General features: G+C 55.9%; 18 protein-coding genes and 1 pseudogene. 8 read left to right on the forward strand and 11 right to left on the reverse strand.

Features of this window, described 5'->3' with window-relative positions; all coding sequences use genetic code 11:
- Positions 1-122 precede the first annotated feature (122 nt).
- Genes pstC through phoU form a run of 4 tightly spaced genes read left to right on the forward strand, consistent with a single transcriptional unit; the run spans position 123 to position 3,568 of the window.
- A complete protein-coding gene (pstC, locus tag EDF73_RS10915; RefSeq protein WP_132729095.1) occupies positions 123-1,082 on the forward strand; it encodes a phosphate ABC transporter permease PstC in 960 nt (319 codons plus the stop codon).
- Complete coding sequence (gene pstA / locus EDF73_RS10920) at positions 1,082-1,972, forward strand: phosphate ABC transporter permease PstA (RefSeq protein WP_132729097.1); 891 nt, start codon at positions 1,082-1,084, stop codon at positions 1,970-1,972. Before pstC ends, pstA begins: the two co-directional genes overlap by 1 nt.
- Positions 1,973-2,017: 45 nt before the next feature.
- Entirely contained in the window at positions 2,018-2,791 is a 774-nt protein-coding gene (gene pstB, locus EDF73_RS10925) for a phosphate ABC transporter ATP-binding protein PstB (protein ID WP_004869200.1), read from the forward strand.
- Between the two features lie 51 nt (positions 2,792-2,842).
- Positions 2,843-3,568, forward strand: coding sequence for a phosphate signaling complex protein PhoU (gene phoU, locus EDF73_RS10930; protein WP_132729099.1), 726 nt, complete (start codon positions 2,843-2,845; stop codon positions 3,566-3,568).
- 97 nt (positions 3,569-3,665) lie between these two features.
- Here phoU and yieH read toward each other — a convergent pair whose 3' ends face one another.
- A complete protein-coding gene (gene yieH / locus EDF73_RS10935) occupies positions 3,666-4,331 on the reverse strand; it encodes a 6-phosphogluconate phosphatase (RefSeq protein ID WP_132729101.1) in 666 nt (221 codons plus the stop codon).
- 168 nt (positions 4,332-4,499) lie between these two features.
- Between yieH and EDF73_RS10940 the strand changes: the two genes are divergently transcribed.
- Positions 4,500-5,837, forward strand: coding sequence for an NCS2 family permease (locus EDF73_RS10940; RefSeq protein WP_132729102.1), 1,338 nt, complete (start codon positions 4,500-4,502; stop codon positions 5,835-5,837).
- Positions 5,838-5,891: 54 nt separating this feature from the next.
- Here the strand turns inward: EDF73_RS10940 and EDF73_RS10945 are convergent, their stop codons facing one another.
- From EDF73_RS10945 to rpmH, 10 genes and pseudogenes are all read right to left on the reverse strand, one after another.
- A complete protein-coding gene (locus EDF73_RS10945) occupies positions 5,892-6,455 on the reverse strand; it encodes an NADPH-dependent FMN reductase (protein WP_132729104.1) in 564 nt (187 codons plus the stop codon).
- 37 nt (positions 6,456-6,492) lie between these two features.
- Positions 6,493-7,230, reverse strand: coding sequence for a hypothetical protein (locus EDF73_RS10950; protein ID WP_132729106.1), 738 nt, complete (start codon positions 7,228-7,230; stop codon positions 6,493-6,495).
- A gap of 157 nt (positions 7,231-7,387) precedes the next feature.
- Positions 7,388-8,347 (reverse strand): HTH-type transcriptional regulator YidZ, encoded by a 960-nt coding sequence (yidZ, locus tag EDF73_RS10955; RefSeq protein WP_132729107.1) that lies wholly within the window; start codon positions 8,345-8,347, stop codon positions 7,388-7,390.
- On the reverse strand, positions 8,316-9,500 hold the full coding sequence (locus tag EDF73_RS10960; protein WP_132729108.1) for an MFS transporter: 1,185 nt from the start codon (positions 9,498-9,500) through the stop codon (positions 8,316-8,318). The genes yidZ and EDF73_RS10960 overlap by 32 nt, the downstream gene beginning before the upstream one ends.
- A 122-nt stretch (positions 9,501-9,622) precedes the next feature.
- A pseudogene (locus EDF73_RS10965) lies at positions 9,623-10,029 on the reverse strand (GNAT family N-acetyltransferase).
- Between the two features lie 182 nt (positions 10,030-10,211).
- The gene (gene mnmE / locus EDF73_RS10970) at positions 10,212-11,576 is read right to left on the reverse strand and encodes a tRNA uridine-5-carboxymethylaminomethyl(34) synthesis GTPase MnmE (protein WP_132729111.1); all 1,365 of its coding nucleotides are present in this window, start codon (positions 11,574-11,576) and stop codon (positions 10,212-10,214) included.
- A gap of 83 nt (positions 11,577-11,659) precedes the next feature.
- On the reverse strand, positions 11,660-13,306 hold the full coding sequence (gene yidC / locus EDF73_RS10975) for a membrane protein insertase YidC (protein WP_132729113.1): 1,647 nt from the start codon (positions 13,304-13,306) through the stop codon (positions 11,660-11,662).
- 2 nt (positions 13,307-13,308) lie between these two features.
- Positions 13,309-13,566 carry a membrane protein insertion efficiency factor YidD gene (gene yidD, locus EDF73_RS10980; protein WP_132729115.1) on the reverse strand — a complete coding sequence of 86 codons (258 nt, stop codon included), beginning with the start codon at positions 13,564-13,566 and terminating at the stop codon, positions 13,309-13,311.
- On the reverse strand, positions 13,530-13,889 hold the full coding sequence (gene rnpA, locus EDF73_RS10985; protein WP_049264554.1) for a ribonuclease P protein component: 360 nt from the start codon (positions 13,887-13,889) through the stop codon (positions 13,530-13,532). The genes yidD and rnpA overlap by 37 nt, the downstream gene beginning before the upstream one ends.
- A gap of 15 nt (positions 13,890-13,904) precedes the next feature.
- Positions 13,905-14,045, reverse strand: a complete 141-nt coding sequence (rpmH, locus tag EDF73_RS10990; protein ID WP_004871828.1) for a 50S ribosomal protein L34 — start codon at positions 14,043-14,045, stop codon at positions 13,905-13,907.
- A 621-nt stretch (positions 14,046-14,666) separates the two neighbouring features.
- Here rpmH and dnaA point away from each other — a divergent pair.
- The 3 genes from dnaA to recF all read left to right on the forward strand — a co-directional run bounded on the left by dnaA (position 14,667) and on the right by recF (position 18,393).
- Positions 14,667-16,070, forward strand: a complete 1,404-nt coding sequence (gene dnaA, locus EDF73_RS10995; RefSeq protein ID WP_132729117.1) for a chromosomal replication initiator protein DnaA — start codon at positions 14,667-14,669, stop codon at positions 16,068-16,070.
- Positions 16,071-16,074: 4 nt separating this feature from the next.
- Positions 16,075-17,175, forward strand: coding sequence for a DNA polymerase III subunit beta (gene dnaN / locus EDF73_RS11000; protein WP_132729119.1), 1,101 nt, complete (start codon positions 16,075-16,077; stop codon positions 17,173-17,175).
- Between the two features lie 144 nt (positions 17,176-17,319).
- A complete protein-coding gene (recF, locus tag EDF73_RS11005) occupies positions 17,320-18,393 on the forward strand; it encodes a DNA replication/repair protein RecF (protein ID WP_132729121.1) in 1,074 nt (357 codons plus the stop codon).
- Positions 18,394-18,404 lie beyond the last annotated feature (11 nt).

Genomic DNA, 18,404 nt, shown 5'->3' on the forward strand with positions numbered 1-18,404 from the left:
ATACCGTCATACCTTGAGCCGCCCGCAAGCAGGCAGCTTACAGGAGGATGTGTATAGCATTACCTTTGCCCGAAAGAACGGTAAAATACCGGTCTTTCGGGCCCGAACTTAAAGAGTAACCTATGGCTGCAACCAAGCCGGCATTTAACCCTCCGGGGAAAAAGGGTGACATCATTTTCGGCGTGCTGGTTAAGCTGGCGGCGCTGATTGTGCTATTGATGCTGGGCGGCATCATCGTTTCCCTCATCATCTCTTCATGGCCAAGCATTCAGAAGTTTGGTTTTTCCTTTTTGTGGACTAAAGAGTGGGATGCGCCCAACGAAATCTTCGGTGCGCTGGTGCCCATCTACGGGACGCTGGTCACCTCGTTTATCGCGCTGCTGATCGCCGTTCCGGTGAGCTTCGGCATCGCGTTATTCCTGACGGAACTCTCGCCGGGCTGGCTGAAACGCCCGCTTGGCATCGCGATTGAGCTGCTGGCGGCTATCCCCAGTATCGTGTACGGCATGTGGGGCCTGTTTATCTTTGCCCCGCTGTTCGCCACCTACTTCCAGGAGCCGGTGGGCAACGTCCTGTCGACGATTCCGTTTGTGGGGGCGCTGTTTGCCGGCCCGGCGTTTGGGATCGGTATTCTGGCGGCAGGCGTCATTCTGGCCATCATGATTATCCCGTATATCGCTGCGGTAATGCGCGATGTCTTCGAGCAGACGCCGGTGATGATGAAAGAGTCGGCCTACGGCATCGGCTGTACGACCTGGGAAGTTATCTGGCGTATCGTGCTGCCGTTTACCAAGAATGGGGTGATCGGCGGCGTGATGCTGGGTCTGGGGCGCGCGCTGGGGGAAACCATGGCGGTGACCTTTATTATCGGTAACACCTACCAGCTGGATAGCGCCTCGCTGTATATGCCGGGCAACAGTATCACCTCTGCGCTGGCCAATGAGTTTGCCGAAGCGGAAACCGGCCTGCACGTGGCGGCGCTGATGGAACTGGGGCTGATTCTGTTCGTTATCACCTTTATTGTTCTGGCGGCGTCTAAATTCATGATTATGCGCCTCGCTAAGAATGAGGGGGCTCGCTGATGGCAACGCTCGAATTGCAAACCACCGCTGAGCTGGCGGAATCCCGCCGTAAAATGCAGGCCAAACGTCGGCTGAAGAACCGTATCGCCCTGACGCTTTCCATGGCGACGATGGTGTTTGGTCTGTTCTGGCTGGTATGGATCCTGATGGCCACGATTACGCGCGGCTTCGATGGGATGTCGCTGGCGTTGTTCACTGAAATGACGCCGCCGCCGAACACCGCAGGCGGTGGTCTGGCGAATGCTCTGGCCGGCAGCGGCCTGTTGATCCTGTGGTCCACGATTTTCGGTACGCCGCTGGGCATTATGGCGGGGATCTATCTGGCGGAATATGGGCGTAAGTCCTGGCTGGCGGAAGTGATTCGTTTTATTAACGATATCCTGCTTTCCGCTCCGTCCATCGTGGTGGGTCTGTTCGTCTACACCATTGTGGTGGCGCAGATGCAGCACTTTTCCGGCTGGGCTGGGGTCATCGCGCTGGCGCTGCTGCAGGTCCCGATCGTCATTCGCACCACGGAAAATATGCTGAAACTGGTGCCGGACAGCCTGCGTGAAGCGGCCTATGCGCTGGGGACGCCGAAGTGGAAGATGATTTCCGCGATCACCCTGAAGGCCTCGGTTTCCGGGATCATGACGGGGATTCTGCTGGCCATCGCCCGTATCGCCGGGGAAACGGCGCCGCTGCTGTTCACCGCGCTCTCCAACCAGTTCTGGAGCACCGATATGATGCAGCCGATCGCCAACCTGCCGGTGACCATTTTCAAATTTGCCATGAGTCCGTTCGCGGAGTGGCAGCAACTGGCATGGGCCGGGGTATTGCTTATCACCCTGTGCGTATTGCTGCTGAACATTCTGGCGCGCGTGGTTTTCGCGAAGAATAAACACGGTTAATTTTTGCGGCGCGGCGAAATGCGGCGCCGAATGAGGAAGAGATTGATGAGTATGGCGAATGCGACCCCGGGTAAACTTTCAGTTCGTAACCTGAACTTCTACTACGGAAAATTCCATGCCCTGAAAAACATCAACCTGGATATCACCAAAAACCAGGTTACAGCGTTTATCGGCCCGTCAGGTTGCGGTAAATCGACCCTGCTGCGTACGTTTAACAAAATGTTTGAACTGTACCCGGAGCAGCGTGCGGAAGGCGAAATTCTGCTGGATGGCGACAACATTCTGACCAACACCCAAGATATCGCCCTGCTGCGGGCGAAAGTCGGCATGGTCTTCCAGAAGCCGACGCCGTTCCCGATGTCGATTTATGACAATATCGCCTTCGGCGTTCGCCTGTTTGAAAAGCTGTCGCGCGCCGATATGGATGAGCGCGTCCAGTGGGCGTTGACCAAAGCCGCATTATGGAACGAAACCAAAGATAAACTGCATCAGAGTGGATATTCTCTCTCCGGCGGGCAGCAGCAGCGTCTGTGCATCGCGCGCGGTATCGCGATTCGCCCGGAAGTGCTGTTACTGGATGAACCGTGTTCCGCGCTGGATCCGATCTCAACCGGGCGTATTGAAGAGCTGATCACCGAACTGAAGCAGGATTACACCGTCGTTATTGTTACCCACAACATGCAGCAGGCTGCGCGTTGTTCAGACCATACGGCATTTATGTACCTTGGCGAGCTGATTGAATTCAGTAACACGGACGATCTGTTTACCAAGCCCGCGAAGAAGCAAACTGAAGATTATATTACTGGCCGCTACGGTTGATTGCCCTTCTGCTTTCACAGGCTCTAACCAGTTGGGCATTCAGGAGACACCATGGACAACCTAAATCTTAATAAACACATTTCCGGCCAGTTCAATGCAGAACTGGAGTATATCCGCACCCAGGTGTTGACCATGGGTGGGCTGGTGGAACAGCAGCTTTCTGATGCCATCACCGCGATGCACAATCAGGACAGCGATCTGGCAAAACGCGTGATCGAGGGTGATAAGCAGGTCAACATGATGGAAGTTGCCATTGATGAAGCCTGTGTACGCATTATTGCCAAGCGTCAGCCTACCGCCAGCGACCTGCGTTTAGTGATGGCGATTATCAAAACCATCGCGGAACTGGAACGTATTGGCGACGTCGCGGATAAAATTTGCCGTACCGCGCTGGAGAAGTTTTCCCAGCAGCATCAGCCGCTGCTGGTCAGCCTGGAATCGCTGGGGCGTCATACCGTGCAGATGCTGCATGACGTACTGGACGCGTTCGCCCGCATGGATCTGGACGAAGCGGTGCGTATCTATCGCGAAGATAAGAAAGTCGATCAGGAATATGAGGGCATCGTACGTCAGCTGATGACCTATATGATGGAAGATTCGCGTACCATTCCCAGCGTGCTGACCGCCCTGTTCTGCGCCCGGTCTATTGAGCGGATCGGCGACCGTTGCCAGAACATCTGCGAATACATCTTCTACTTTGTGAAGGGACAGGATTTTCGCCACGTGGGCGGCGACGAACTGGATAAGCTGCTGGCGGGTAAAGACCCGAAAGAGTAATCACCACGGCTCCCCGGTTGCGCTACGCTTACCGGGGCTACGGGCGCGCGGGTCGCCCGGACAAGGCGCGGATCGCTGCCATCCGGGGCTCCGGCAATTATCGCGTGATGTTCCAGCCGCGCGCTTTCCACAGCGCCGGCAGCTGCGCTAAATCGGTAAACGTCGTCACTTTCGGATGAACGATCGGTTTGTTATGCGGATCGGCGCAGAAGTAGAAAACCTCCATCCCGGCATCGATTCCTGACTGCGCGCCCGCGCTGGAATCATCCACCAGAATGCAGTTTCCGACGTTAACGTCCATCGCTTTCGCCGCATGGAACATCAGCGCCGGATCGGGCTTCCAGCGTTGGATATCGTAACCGCTGTACAGTCGGTCGGGAAAATGGCGCAACATGCCGGTTCGACCGAGCGAGTGCTGCATTTTGCTCACCGGGCCGTTCGAAACCACGCACATCGGCACGGTTACCGCATCCAGCAGCGTTTCGGCACCGGCGATCGCTTCCAGTTCTGAATCAAACAGGCGCGCGACTTCGGCACGGTAGAGCGGTTCGAGCTCAGGTTTTTGCAGGTCGACGCCGTACTCTTCATTGATGGTGTCGATGATTTCGTAGAGCTTTACCCCTTTGAAACGCTTAAATATCTCTTCTAAATCCAGGGTAATACCGAACGCTTTGAACATGTGAACATAGGCGCGGGAACAGATCACTTCGCTGTCGACCAGCGTGCCGTCACAGTCGAAAAATAGAGCTTCTATTTGGGACATGCCGTTTCCATTTTAATCAGTTTAACGTTTTCGTCATGTATATTGCCGGGACGCAATCGTTGCCGTATAAGCAAATTCAATGAAAAAAATTACCATACAACTGCACCTGGTGTCGCATTTTGGTATAGGATAGCGGCGAAATTTCCCTCCTTTGTTCGGAAACCGATAATGAGTCAACAACAAACCAGCCAGTCTTCTGGCCAGGGTCTGCTGGAGCGCGTGTTCAAACTCCGTGAACACGGCACGACGGCACGCACCGAAGCGATCGCAGGTTTCACCACCTTTCTGACGATGGTCTACATTGTTTTCGTTAACCCACAAATACTTGGCGTGGCGGGTATGGATACCAGCGCTGTGTTTGTGACGACCTGTCTGATTGCCGCCTTCGGTAGTATTCTGATGGGGCTGTTCGCAAACCTGCCGGTCGCGCTGGCGCCGGCAATGGGCCTGAATGCTTTCTTCGCTTTTGTCGTCGTCCAGGCGATGGGCCTGTCGTGGCAGGTGGGGATGGGCGCCATTTTCTGGGGCGCCGTTGGCCTGCTGCTGCTGACCATTTTCCGCGTGCGTTACTGGATGATCGCCAATATTCCGCTCAGCCTGCGCGTGGGGATCACCAGCGGTATCGGTCTGTTCATCGGTATGATGGGGCTGAAAAATGCCGGCGTGATTGTCGCGAATCAGGACACCCTGGTGAGTATCGGCAATCTGACCTCTCACAGCGTCCTGCTGGGGATCCTCGGCTTCTTTATTATTGCTATTCTGGCCTCCCGTAACATTCATGCGGCGGTGCTGGTTTCCATCGTGGTGACGACGCTGCTGGGCTGGATACTGGGTGATGTTCACTACGCCGGGATTGTTTCCGCGCCGCCGAGCATTACTTCGGTTATTGGCCACGTTGATTTGGCCGGCTCGTTTAATCTCGGTCTGGCGGGGGTTATCTTCTCCTTTATGCTGGTGAACCTGTTCGACTCTTCCGGCACCCTGATTGGCGTGACCGATAAAGCCGGCCTTGCCGATGAGAAGGGTAAATTCCCACGGATGAAGCAGGCGCTGTTTGTCGACAGCATCTCATCGGTGGCTGGTTCCTTTATCGGTACCTCTTCCGTCACCGCTTATATCGAATCCTCCTCCGGCGTCTCGGTGGGCGGGCGTACCGGCCTGACGGCGGTAGTCGTTGGTATTCTGTTCCTGCTGGTGATTTTCCTGTCGCCGCTGGCGGGTATGGTACCGGCGTATGCCGCAGCAGGTGCGCTGATCTACGTGGGCGTGCTGATGACATCGAGCCTGTCGCGCGTGAAGTGGGACGATCTGACGGAAGCGGTGCCGGCGTTTATTACCGCGGTGATGATGCCGTTTAGCTTCTCGATTACCGAAGGGATTGCGTTAGGCTTTATCTCTTACTGCGTGATGAAGATCGGTACCGGCCGCCTGCGCGACCTTAGCCCGTGCGTAATTATCGTCTCGCTGCTGTTCGTGCTGAAAATCGTGTTTATTGACGCACATTAACGCTCGCGCATCATAATGAAAAAGCCCGGCAGCGCTGCCGGGCTTTTTTTATATTTAACGGACGCGCTGAATATACTCGCCAAATGCGGTTAGCTGGCCGCGCAGATGGTCGAGGGTGCTCTGATCGACCACTTCACCCGACTGCGGATCGACTTTGTTCTGAATTACGCCGCCCATAAACTCAGGTTTGTTCATCACCATCGCATCAAGGAACACCAGTATCTGTCGCAGGTGATACTGGCAGCGTGCGCCGCCGATAGCGCCCATCGAGCTGGTTTGAATCAGTACCGGTTTCCCGGCCAGCGGTTGTTCAGGCAGGCGCGACAGCCAGTCAATCGCGTTTTTCAGGCCGCCAGGCACGGAATAGTTATATTCGGGCGTCACGATGACGACGCCGTCCGCTTCGCGAATCTGTTGTGCAATATCCTGCACGCCTTGCGGGAAACCTTCTTCCTGCTGAACATCCGCGTCATACAACGGAATGTCGCCAATCGACGGCAGTGCGGAGATTTCCATGCCCGCCGGCGCGATACCTGGCAGGGTACGTGCGACCATGCCATTAAAAGACCCCTTGCGCAGACTTCCGAGTAACGTAACAACTTTCAACGTATCAGACATGATTGCTCCTTTGCATCATGATGGCCGGACTGACCGGTCAGTTGAGGGAGAAGGCTTTTTCTGCAGGCAGACTGGTAAAACGTATCAGACGGGCAGAGGCTTCTTTCGCGCGCCGCTGTGCGTCCGGCAGACTACGCCAGCCGTCCTGATGGGTGTATTCCCAGACTTTAAGCTGGCCGATAGCGGGCGTCGCGGCGATGGACCACACCAGCACCGTTTCGGCGTCGCAGAGGGCTTCAACAGGCTGTATGTTGGTGGTTCGCAGCCGGCCCGCGCCGGGCAACAGCTGCAGGCGTACGGAAGATTCGCCGGTCAGCTTCAGCACGCTGCGACGCAGCGCCACCAGCTGGGCGCGCGCTTCGTCCGGATCGTGCTGGATGTTAATCCATAAATTCTCATTGCTGTTGAAAACATAGCGGTTGGCATCGTGCAGAGGATGAATGCCGTGCGAGGCGTGCTGAAGTTCCATATCCAGTCCGCAATCGCCTTCCGTCGTCAACGTGACGCCGACAATGTTTCCGGCATAGGAAATAGAAAATCGGGGGAGATGGGGGTCGCGAAAGACCGGCCTGCCGTGGTCATCGCTGATGATTTCGGGAAGCTCGCTAATGCCATACAGCATGAACACCAGTTCGGCGAGCAGTGAACGTGATGCGCGATAGCGGGCCTGCTGGTACTCTGGCAGGCGCTGTGCGGCTTGATGACAGGCCGCCGACAGGCGTGTCGATAGCGGCTCCCGGGTGTTGAGTATCCCTCTTGCAAAATGCGTTGCCATTCGTCGCTCCGTGATTAATGGTCTGAGATAAAATAGAGGCGGTTATTATCACCTGGTATTGATAGGTTTTAATGCGGAAATCACCCCTTGAAAAGGGTATTTGCGCGAATTTTACAAATTATTGCGCGATTGGCAGACGCTGATGAGGAAAAGCGCGTTAGAGCGGGTCCCTGTAGAGCCGCTTGAGGGTTTCTCTGAGCCAGACCAGCTTGGGGTTGTCGCTATTGCGTTTGTGCCACAGCAAGGTGAAGGGCACCCGCGTTTTTTCCAGCAGTAGCGGCTCCAGCGGTAGCGGGCGTGAAACCAGCGGTAAATGGTGCTGCTGGTTATAGTGATGGCAATAGCGCGGCGCGGTGGCCAGCATAGTGTGATTCGGCTGGGCGGCCATAAACAGCGATTGTTCGAACCCCGGTAGGGTTAACGCGACGGTGCGCTTGTGTCCCTGTTCGTGCAGAACATCATCCAGCGCCCAGGTATCGCTTTGTTCCCAGCTGATATTGATATGCGGGTAGCGTAAAAAAGTCGCCAGATTCCACTCCTCATCGAGCGCCGGGTGATCCGCCCGCAGCCATACCTGAGGCAGATCGGTAAACAGGACTTCAAAATCGATATACCACGGCAGCTGGCTCAGCTGTTCCCGCGAACGCGGATGCGTTTCCCGTCCGCAAAAGCCGATATCAACCTCACCGCGAATAATGGCGTCCAGCGAGTCGTAATCCCAGTTGCGCAGGCGGATCAGCGCCTGGGGATAGCGCTGGTAGATTTGCTGCGACAGGGAATTGAACAGGATCATCAGCAGCGGCGTTTCCGCCGCCAGTTCGAACTTCAGACCGCTCGGCATGATGTGGTGGGGTTTATCGAGGATCTGGTTGCCCATCTGCATCCAGTCCGTCAGATCCTGCTCCATGCGGGTCATCAATGGCGTCGGCGACAGACCGAGCGGCGTTTTAACGAATAGCGGATCGTCAAACCAGGCGCGTAGTTTAGCTAATGATTTACTCACCGCCGACGGCGAAACGTTCATACGTTTCGCCGTGCGGGTGACGCTGAGCTCCTGGGTCAGAAGCTGCAGACAGAGTAATAAATTAAGATCGAGACTCGACAGGGATTTCTTCATTATGTTGCGCAGCCCGGACAGAGGAAGCGGCCAGAATCAGAACAATGCTCACTATGCTACAGCCAATGAGAATCCCGATCAGCATATTCATCGCACTTAACCCGATGATGGCGGCCAGCCAAATCCACAGCGAAGAGCCGCAAACCTGAGCAATGCCCAGTACCGAGCTGGCAACCCCCGCCCGCAGGGTAAAGGGCCCCAGGGCCTGGCTCATCGCGACGCCGAAGCCCACTGAGAAGCCGGCGCAAATTAGTGCCAGACCCAGCAGGGTGACCGTCTGGCTGGTGGCAAGGCTGAGCAAAGTCCCGGCCGTAAAGAACATGACCTGTGACGTCAGCATCAACGTACGCGGTTTAAACAGGGTGAGCGCAAAGGGCGTTGAAAACGACACCGTCATGCTGACCAGCGCCATTAAGGCCATCGCCATCGAGTATTGTCCGCGATCGAACCCCATCTCTTCCATCATCAATACCGGGGAGACGTTAACGTAGGTCAGAATCGCTGTCACGCTGAGGGTGGTAATGACGATGCGGCTGAGGAAAAAGCGGTTCAGCAGTGATTCCGTGGCATTTTTCTGCCCGGCGGGAGTATGCGAAGGGGCTGCCGGCCGCGTTTCCCGCAGCATAAAGACCGAGAGCAGGCCGACCATCACCCCCATGCCGGTCATGGTGTAGAACAGGCTCTGCCACGGGTATTTCAGCATAATCAGGTGACCCAGAACGGGAGCGAGGACCGGGATAATGCAGGTGATGCCGTTCAACAGCGACAGCACCCTGGCGCGCCGGCGATCGTCGAGGGTATCGCGCAGCACGGCGAAAGCGACGACGTAGCAGCTCCCCGCGCCGATGCCCTGGATAAAACGCCCGACCAGGAAGAGATCGCTGCTCTGCGCGTGGGCGCAGAGCAGCGAAGCCAGAATAAATGTCGTCGCACCGAAAATGGCCACCGGTTTACGCCCGGACCTGTCGGCAATTCTGCCGGCAAACAGCATTGCGGCGGCCATGCCCGCAAGGTAAACCGAGAACGCAATATGCAGCTGCGCTTCGCTGGCGCCGAGCTCCTGCGCAATCCGCGGCAGACCCACCAGATACATATCGATGCCGGATGGATAGAGTAAAACCAGCGCAAAACTGCAGATAAGAAAGCGTGCCATAAGACCCCCGCGAGAATAGAGGCGTACAGAGTAATGGCTATTGCGCGGCAGCACGAGTTGCCATTTGGACAATAATGATTTCCTGAGAGGAAAAACACTCCGCGGGTTTACAGCCGCTTGCCCTACGACCAGACTCTGGCCATTCCTTCGCTGGCCGGGCGCACCGGGTAAAACCAAACTTCGCGTACAGCTCGGGGACGTCGGCGATCAGCGTGACATAGGCGCCCTGGCAGGCGTTAGCGTCCAGCCAGCTGACGATCTTTTCCATGATGACTCTTCCCAGCCCTTTCCCCTGGTGCGCAGGATCGACCGCTACGTCGACGATGTCGAAATTCACCGCGCCATCGCCAACGATACGTCCCATGCCCACGGGAACGCCTTGCCAGAGGATATGCACGCCATAGCAGCTTCGCGGCAGCCCTGCTTTCACGCCCTCCAGCGGGCGCGGCGACATGCCGGCGATAAGGCGTAAACGGCAAAAATCATCAGCTGACGGAACGGAATCAATCACGGTGTAATCGGGGCTCATGGCGGTATCCGGTAACAAGGAGTTAACGCCATTTAATGATGCTGCGTTCGCGGATGCAACGGCGCGTCGTCGGTAGCGTGACACGGTGAGAGAAAAACATCTGTTGCAGAAACTAAAAAACCCGCATTAACAGCGTGTTAATGCGGGTTAGTTAATACTCACCACTATCGTGTCGATAGGGATTATTTACCGATACAGAAGCTGGAGAAAATGCGCCCGAGCAGGTCATCAGAGGTAAACTCGCCGGTGATTTCGCTCAGCGCCTGTTGCGCGAGCCGCAGCTCTTCCGCCAGCAGCTCGCCGGCCCAGGCGCCAAGCAGCTGCGCTTTGCCCTGCTGCAGATGACTGGCGGCCTCTGACAGCGCCTGCAGGTGGCGACGACGGGCGAGGAAACCGCCTTCCATGTTGGTCTCGAAGCCCATGCTCTGCTTGAGATGGTTGCGCAGGACATCGACACCCTCACCGGTACGCGCCGACAGACGAATCAGTGAGTGGCCATTCACTTCACTGAGGCCCAGCGTTTCGCCGGTGACGTCGGCTTTGTTACGTACTACGGTAATCGGCAGTTTCGCCGGTAAACGCTCGATAAAGTCCGGCCAGATTTCCGCCGGATCGACGGCGCGGGTGGTCGTGCCGTCCACCATGAACAGTACCCGGTCGGCCTGCGCGATCTCCTGCCAGGCGCGTTCAATGCCAATGCGCTCAACCTCGTCGTTAGCATCGCGCAGACCGGCGGTATCGATGATATGCAGCGGCATACCGTCGATATGGATATGCTCACGCAGCACGTCGCGGGTGGTTCCGGCAATATCGGTCACGATCGCGGCTTCGCGCCCGGCCAGCGCGTTCAGCAGGCTCGATTTCCCGGCGTTCGGGCGACCGGCGATAACCACTTTCATCCCTTCACGCAGCAGGCTGCCCTGACGGGCTTCGGCGCGAACGGCATCAAGATCGGTAATTACGCCATTGAGCTGAGCTTCGATTTTACCGTCGGAGAGGAAGTCTATTTCCTCATCCGGGAAATCGATAGCGGCTTCGACATAGATACGTAGATGGGTCAGCGCTTCCACCAGATGGTTCACCCGGGCAGAAAAAGCGCCCTGCAGCGAGTTCAGCGCCGAGCGTGCGGCCTGTTCGGAGCTGGCGTCGATCAGGTCGGCAATCGCTTCGGCCTGGGCCAGATCGAGCTTATCGTTAAGAAACGCGCGTTCAGAGAACTCACCGGGTCTGGCGATACGCACGCCCGGCAGCGTCAAAATGCGTTTGAGCAGCAGATCCAGAATCACCGGACCGCCGTGGCCCTGCAGCTCCAGGACATCTTCACCGGTAAAGGAGTTCGGGCCGGGGAACCACAGCGCGATACCCTGATCCAGCGGCGTACCGTCGGCATCTTTAAAGGGCAGATAATCGGCGTAGCGCGGTTTTGGCAGCTTGCCGAGCACCGCCTGTGCGACCTCGCGCGCTTGCCGGCCGGAGATACGCAGGATGCCCACACCACCGCGTCCCGGTGGGGTTGCCTGGGCGACGATAGTGTCGTTATGGCTCATGATGACTCTCCAGGGAAATATAAAAAAGGCGGTCTATTGACCGCCTTCTCTGGCATTGATTCTACTGCGGCTTAGACAGCGTATCAGGTCTTTTTCTTCTCGCGGCTATGCAGGCCACGCTTCTCCAGACCACGGTAAATCAGCTGCTGCTGAATAATGGTTACCAGGTTGCTGACGATATAGTAAACCACCAGACCAGACGGGAACCACAGGAAGAACACCGTAAAGATGACCGGCATAAAGGTCATGATCTTCTGCTGCATCGGGTCGGTAACGGTCGTCGGCGACATCTTCTGAATGAAGAACATCGTCGCGCCCATGATGATCGGCAGAATGTAGTACGGGTCCTGTGCTGACAGGTCGTGAATCCACAGGATAAACGGCGCATGACGCAGTTCAACCGAGGCGCTCAGCATGTAGTACAGCGCAAGGAAGATCGGCATCTGAATAATCAGCGGGAAGCAGCCGCCCAGCGGGTTGACCTTCTCAGCTTTATACAGCGCCATCATTTCCTGGCTTTGGCGTTGTTTATCGTCGCCCAGACGCTCACGCATAGCCTGAATCTTCGGCTGCAGCATACGCATCTTCGCCATGGAGGTGTACTGCGCTTTGGTTAGCGGGTACATGATGCCACGAACGATAAAGGTGATAACGATAATCGAGAAGCCCCAGTTACCGAGGAAGCTATGGATCCACTTCAGCAGTTTAAACAGCGGCTGAGAGATGAACCACAGCCAGCCGTAGTCGACGGTCAGATCCAGGTGCGGCGCAACGGCGGCCATTTTGTCCTGAATTGCCGGGCCGACCCACAGGACGCTTTCCAGCTTATCGGTTTGACCCGGCTGCACCAGAACCGGCTGCGATTTGTAGCCGATAGCCACAATACCGTTGCCGAGGTTGGCGGTGTAGAAGTTGTTCGATCCGGCGTTACGCGGCACCCATGCGGTGGTGAAGTATTGCTGCAGCATGGCAACCCAACCGTCTTTGGTGCTGACGTTCAGGTTCTCGTTGTCGGCGATCGTGTCGAATTTGTATTTTTCGTATTTCGACTCAGCGGTGGAGTACGCGGCGCCACGGAAAGTGTGCATCGTAGACAGGCCACCGGTTTGCGTATCGCGGCTGGTTGGCAGGTTGGCAGTCTGTTTCAGCTGACCGAAGGTAGAAATCTCCAGCGGTTTTTCGCCAACGTTCTGCACGTTATAGCCGACGTTCACCGCATAATCACCGCGTTTCAGGGTGAAGGTTTTGGTGAAGACGTTGCCTGCTTTATCGGTATAGGTCAGCGGAATGACGATTTCGTTCTGGCCTTCCGCCAGGACAAACGCATCTTTATCGACGTTATACAGCGGGCGGGCTCCATTAGCCGGGTTATCCGGGCCATCACGACCGGTTAAGCCGCTTTGAGCCTGATAGATAAACTGTGGCGTGGTTTCCAGTAACTGGAACGGTTCGGTAGACTTCAGCGCTTTTGGATAAGCCGGAAGCTGCGCTTGCTCCACATCACCACCGCGGGTGTTGATGGTCAGCTCAAGCACATCGGTTTTTACCGTAATCAGTTTCCCCTGGCCACTGGCCGGTACGCCCTGGTCGGCGGCGCTACCCGCTGCGGTGGTCGTTGTCTGCGTGGTCTGCTGCTGAGCCTGAGGATTGTTATCCTGCTCCCAGGCTTGCCAGATCATGAAAGACACGAACAACAAAGCGATGATAAGAAGATTGCGTTGCGAATCCATCGTTAGTGTTCTCTGGTATCAAATGGTCCAGGCGGGACGGGATCGTCACCACCAGGGTGTAAAGGGTGGCATTTTAATACGCGTTTCACTGTCAACCAACTGCCTTTTATCATTCCAAACCTGCGCAATGCCTCAATTCCGTAGCTTGAACAGGTTGGCGTGAAACGACAATGCGGCCCGAGTAGCGGACTAATCAGGCGCTGATAGACCCTGATAAGGCCTATCAGGACCCGGGAGCCAGGCGACAATGGCGGCGCCATAATTTTTCCAACGCTTCCGAGAGAGCACGGTTATCGAGGTCAGCAACCCCTTTCTTTGCCACCACCACGAAATCCATTGGCGGGAGTTCATGTTGACGCAAACGGAAGCTTTCACGTGTCAGACGTTTAATCCGATTGCGTTCATGCGCGCGTTTAACGTTTTTCTTGGCGACGGTAAGACCGATGCGGGGATGCCCCAGCGAATTCAGGCGGCCGAGGATGGTGATTTGCGGCGTGCCAGCCCGTTGTGGCTGCTGGAAGACGAAAGTGAAATGACTGGGAGTTAACAAACGTAACTCCCTGGGAAATGCTAGCTTAACCACGCAGGGTTAGCTTTATTACTTGGAAACGGTCAGACGAGCACGGCTTTTAGCACGACGACGTGCCAGAACCTGACGACCATTTTTAGTAGCCATACGTGCACGGAAGCCGTGAGAACGGTTGCGCTTCAGTACAGACGGTTGAAAAGTGCGTTTCATGGCGGTTTCTACCTAAACTTGAATAATTTCACTGACTTTTGCGTATACCCGAACGAACTTCGAACGACTCACGCTGCAGCGAGGGTGATTAAAGAGGCCGGATTGTAATAATTGTACACTCCGGAGTCAATTCTCTTTCCTTATTTCTCACACCTTGTCGCACAAAAAACGACCGGCGACCGGTGGCGGAAAACGGGCTTTACGCGCCGGGTGGAGGATTATACGGTCTGACAGGTAAAGCGCAAGGATCGCAAAGGATCTTTGTTAGATCGTTTAGGCCCTAAACCGACAGAGCTCATTAAATTTTCCAATATGTGGGCGAAATCGTGCCTCACTCTTCTCAGGATCGATTACACTTACCCGGTTTCGATCCTTCCTGTGGATAAATCGGGAAGAATCTGTTGAGAAACACAAGATATCTTTCTCAGTTTAGGCTATGATCCCTGGTCCTGATCGCGATCCACCGATCCGCATCGGATAAATACCGCAGATAGCGGTTCGCACGTCACCCCTTTTGTGCAGGGGCTTTTCGGCCAATGCAGGGTCTTGTCGACGTGTGCCAACAATCACGATTGTTTCTTTTTTTCTTTATATCGATTTTATGTTCGAGTGGAGTCCGCCGTGTCACTTTCGCTTTGGCAGCAGTGTCTTGCCCGATTGCAGGATGAGTTACCAGCCACAGAATTCAGTATGTGGATACGCCCGTTGCAGGCGGAATTGAGCGATAACACGTTGGCACTGTATGCGCCAAACCGTTTTGTGCTCGATTGGGTAAGGGATAAATACCTCAATAATATCAATGGACTCCTCAATGATTTTTGCGGTGCTGATGCCCCACAGCTGCGTTTTGAAGTCGGCTCCCGGCCGGCGGTGCAGGCGCAAAGAGGCGCGGTAAATAATGTCGCGGCAGCCGTACCGGCGGCGCAGGTTCAGACGGCGCGCGTTGCGCCAACGCCCGTGCGTCCCGGCTGGGATAACGTCCCGGCCCCGGCGGAACCGACCTACCGCTCCAACGTCAACGTTAAGCACACCTTCGATAACTTCGTTGAGGGTAAATCCAACCAGCTGGCCCGCGCGGCAGCGCGGCAGGTCGCGGACAACCCGGGTGGCGCGTATAACCCCTTGTTCCTTTATGGCGGCACCGGTCTGGGTAAAACTCACCTTCTGCACGCGGTCGGTAACGGCATTGTGGCGCGCAAGCCGAATGCCAAAGTGGTCTATATGCACTCCGAGCGTTTTGTTCAGGACATGGTGAAAGCCTTGCAGAACAACGCCATCGAGGAGTTTAAACGCTATTACCGCTCCGTCGACGCTCTGCTGATCGATGATATTCAATTCTTTGCCAATAAAGAGCGCTCTCAGGAAGAGTTTTTCCACACCTTTAACGCCCTGCTGGAAGGTAATCAGCAGATCATTCTCACCTCGGATCGCTATCCGAAAGAGATCAACGGCGTTGAGGATCGTCTGAAATCGCGCTTCGGTTGGGGCCTGACGGTGGCGATCGAGCCGCCCGAGCTGGAAACCCGCGTGGCGATCCTGATGAAAAAAGCCGACGAAAACGACATTCGTCTGCCGGGCGAAGTGGCGTTCTTTATTGCCAAGCGTCTACGCTCCAACGTCCGTGAGCTGGAAGGGGCGCTGAACCGCGTTATCGCCAATGCCAACTTTACCGGCAGGGCGATCACCATCGATTTCGTGCGCGAAGCGCTGCGCGATCTGCTGGCTTTGCAGGAAAAACTGGTCACCATCGACAATATTCAGAAGACGGTGGCAGAGTATTACAAAATTAAGGTAGCGGATCTGTTGTCTAAACGCCGCTCCCGTTCGGTGGCGCGTCCTCGCCAGATGGCAATGGCGCTGGCGAAAGAGCTGACCAACCACAGCCTGCCGGAAATCGGCGATGCGTTTGGCGGCCGCGACCATACCACCGTGCTGCACGCCTGCCGTAAGATTGAGCAGCTGCGTGAAGAAAGCCACGATATCAAAGAAGATTTTTCCAATTTAATCAGAACATTATCCTCGTGACGCTATGAAATTTACCGTAGAACGTGAACATTTATTAAAACCGCTGCAACAGGTTAGCGGTCCCTTAGGTGGTCGTCCGACGCTGCCAATTCTCGGTAACCTGCTGCTTCAGGTCGCGGACGGCGCGCTGTCGCTGACCGGTACGGACCTGGAAATGGAAATGGTGGCGCGCGTTGCGCTGATTCAACCGCATGAAGCGGGCGCAACTACCGTTCCGGCGCGTAAATTCTTTGATATCTGCCGCGGCCTGCCTGAAGGCGCGGAGATTGCGGTGCAGCTGGAAGGCGATCGGATGCTGGTGCGCTCCGGGCGCAGCCGTTTCTCGCTGTCGACCCTGCCGGCCGCGGATTTCCCGAATCTGGATGACTGGCAGAGCGAAGTTGAATTTACCCTGCCGCAGGCGACGATGAAGCGCCTGATTGAAGCCACCCAGTTTTCGATGGCGCACCAGGACGTTCGTTATTACTTAAACGGCATGCTGTTTGAGACCGAAGGTGACGAACTGCGTACCGTCGCCACCGACGGGCACCGTCTGGCGGTCTGCTCGATGCCGCTGGGCGAATCGCTGCCGAACCATTCGGTGATCGTGCCGCGTAAAGGGGTGATTGAGCTGATGCGTATGCTCGACGGCGGCGATACGCCGCTGCGCGTGCAGATTGGCAGCAATAATATTCGCGCTCACGTCGGCGACTTTATCTTCACTTCGAAGCTGGTTGACGGCCGTTTCCCGGATTATCGCCGCGTATTGCCGAAAAATCCGGATAAACATCTGGATGCCGGCTGCGATATTCTCAAGCAGGCCTTTGCCCGCGCGGCGATTCTCTCAAATGAGAAGTTCCGCGGCGTGCGCCTGTACGTCAGTGAAAACCAGCTGAAAATCACCGCTAATAACCCGGAACAGGAAGAAGCGGAAGAGATTCTCGACGTCTCCTACTCCGGCAGCGAGATGGAAATCGGCTTTAACGTCAGCTACGTGCTGGATGTGCTCAATGCGCTGAAGTGCGAGAACGTGCGTATTTTGCTGACCGACTCGGTGTCGAGCGTGCAGATTGAGGATGCGGCGTCACAATCCGCAGCTTACGTTGTCATGCCTATGCGCTTGTAAAGAATATCGGGCTATCTTACTTGCCATTTTCAACCTGGGCCGTGCTCGCCCCTGTCACGTACTTCGTGTACGCTCCAGGGTCTGTGCGCAGTCCGCGTTGAAACTGGCTGCGCCGATTACGCTCTGGTCTGAAGAACCCCGGATATGTCACTAACGCGCCTGCTAATCAAAGATTTCCGCAACATTGAAGATGCGGATCTCGCTTTATCTCCCGGCTTTAACTTTCTGGTTGGCGCGAACGGCAGCGGCAAGACCAGCGTGCTTGAGGCGATTTATACGCTCGGTCACGGCCGGGCGTTTCGTAGTTTGCAAATTGGCCGGGTGATTCGCCATGAGCAGGAGTCATTTGTGCTGCACGGGCGTCTGCTGGGCGGGGAGCGCGAGGTCGCGATCGGCCTGACCAAAGATAAGCAGGGCGACAGCAAGGTCCGTATTGACGGTACCGACGGCCACAAAGTGGCGGAGCTGGCGCACCTGATGCCGATGCAGCTGATTACGCCGGAGGGGTTTACTTTACTCAACGGCGGCCCCAAATACAGAAGAGCCTTCCTCGATTGGGGATGCTTTCACAATGAAGCCGGATTCTTTACCGCCTGGAGCAATCTGAAGCGCCTGCTGAAGCAGCGTAACGCCGCGCTGCGTCAGGTCAGCCGCTATGCCCAGATACGGCCCTGGGATCTGGAACTTATCCCGCTGGCGGAACAAATCAGCCGCTGGCGTGCCGAATATAGCGCCGCTATCGTCGAAGACATGGCGGATACCTGTAAACAGTTTTTACCTGAATTCTCTCTGACCTTCTCCTTCCAGCGCGGCTGGGAGAAAGAAACGGACTATTCCGCGGTGCTGGAGAGAAACTTCGAGCGTGACCGCATGCTGACCTACACTGCCCACGGCCCGCACAAAGCGGATTTCCGCATTCGTGCCGATGGTGCGCCGGTCGAAGATACTTTGTCACGTGGGCAGCTTAAACTCCTGATGTGCGCGCTACGACTGGCGCAGGGGGAGTTTTTAACCCGCGAAAGCGGGAGACGCTGCCTGTATCTGATAGATGATTTTGCCTCGGAACTTGATGACGCGCGGCGCGGGCTGCTTGCCAGCCGCTTAAAAGCGACGCAGTCGCAGGTTTTCGTCAGCGCGATCAGCGCTGAACACGTAATGGACATGTCGGACAAAAATTCGAAGATGTTCACCGTGGAAAAGGGTAAAATAACGGATTAACCTAAGTTTAA

The sequence above is a fragment of the Klebsiella sp. BIGb0138 genome (assembly GCF_004342285.1).
Classification (GTDB): domain Bacteria; phylum Pseudomonadota; class Gammaproteobacteria; order Enterobacterales; family Enterobacteriaceae; genus Klebsiella.

Coding starts and splice junctions, on each gene's coding strand:
- pstC (WP_132729095.1), top strand. CDS start 123: ATGGCTGCAACCAAGCCGGCATTTAACCCTCCGGGGAAAAAGGGTGAC.
- pstA (WP_132729097.1), top strand. CDS start 1,082: ATGGCAACGCTCGAATTGCAAACCACCGCTGAGCTGGCGGAATCCCGC.
- pstB (WP_004869200.1), top strand. CDS start 2,018: ATGAGTATGGCGAATGCGACCCCGGGTAAACTTTCAGTTCGTAACCTG.
- phoU (WP_132729099.1), top strand. CDS start 2,843: ATGGACAACCTAAATCTTAATAAACACATTTCCGGCCAGTTCAATGCA.
- yieH (WP_132729101.1), bottom strand. CDS start 4,331: ATGTCCCAAATAGAAGCTCTATTTTTCGACTGTGACGGCACGCTGGTC.
- EDF73_RS10940 (WP_132729102.1), top strand. CDS start 4,500: ATGAGTCAACAACAAACCAGCCAGTCTTCTGGCCAGGGTCTGCTGGAG.
- EDF73_RS10945 (WP_132729104.1), bottom strand. CDS start 6,455: ATGTCTGATACGTTGAAAGTTGTTACGTTACTCGGAAGTCTGCGCAAG.
- EDF73_RS10950 (WP_132729106.1), bottom strand. CDS start 7,230: ATGGCAACGCATTTTGCAAGAGGGATACTCAACACCCGGGAGCCGCTA.
- yidZ (WP_132729107.1), bottom strand. CDS start 8,347: ATGAAGAAATCCCTGTCGAGTCTCGATCTTAATTTATTACTCTGTCTG.
- EDF73_RS10960 (WP_132729108.1), bottom strand. CDS start 9,500: ATGGCACGCTTTCTTATCTGCAGTTTTGCGCTGGTTTTACTCTATCCA.
- mnmE (WP_132729111.1), bottom strand. CDS start 11,576: ATGAGCCATAACGACACTATCGTCGCCCAGGCAACCCCACCGGGACGC.
- yidC (WP_132729113.1), bottom strand. CDS start 13,306: ATGGATTCGCAACGCAATCTTCTTATCATCGCTTTGTTGTTCGTGTCT.
- yidD (WP_132729115.1), bottom strand. CDS start 13,566: ATGGCGCCGCCATTGTCGCCTGGCTCCCGGGTCCTGATAGGCCTTATC.
- rpmH (WP_004871828.1), bottom strand. CDS start 14,045: ATGAAACGCACTTTTCAACCGTCTGTACTGAAGCGCAACCGTTCTCAC.
- dnaN (WP_132729119.1), top strand. CDS start 16,075: ATGAAATTTACCGTAGAACGTGAACATTTATTAAAACCGCTGCAACAG.
- recF (WP_132729121.1), top strand. CDS start 17,320: ATGTCACTAACGCGCCTGCTAATCAAAGATTTCCGCAACATTGAAGAT.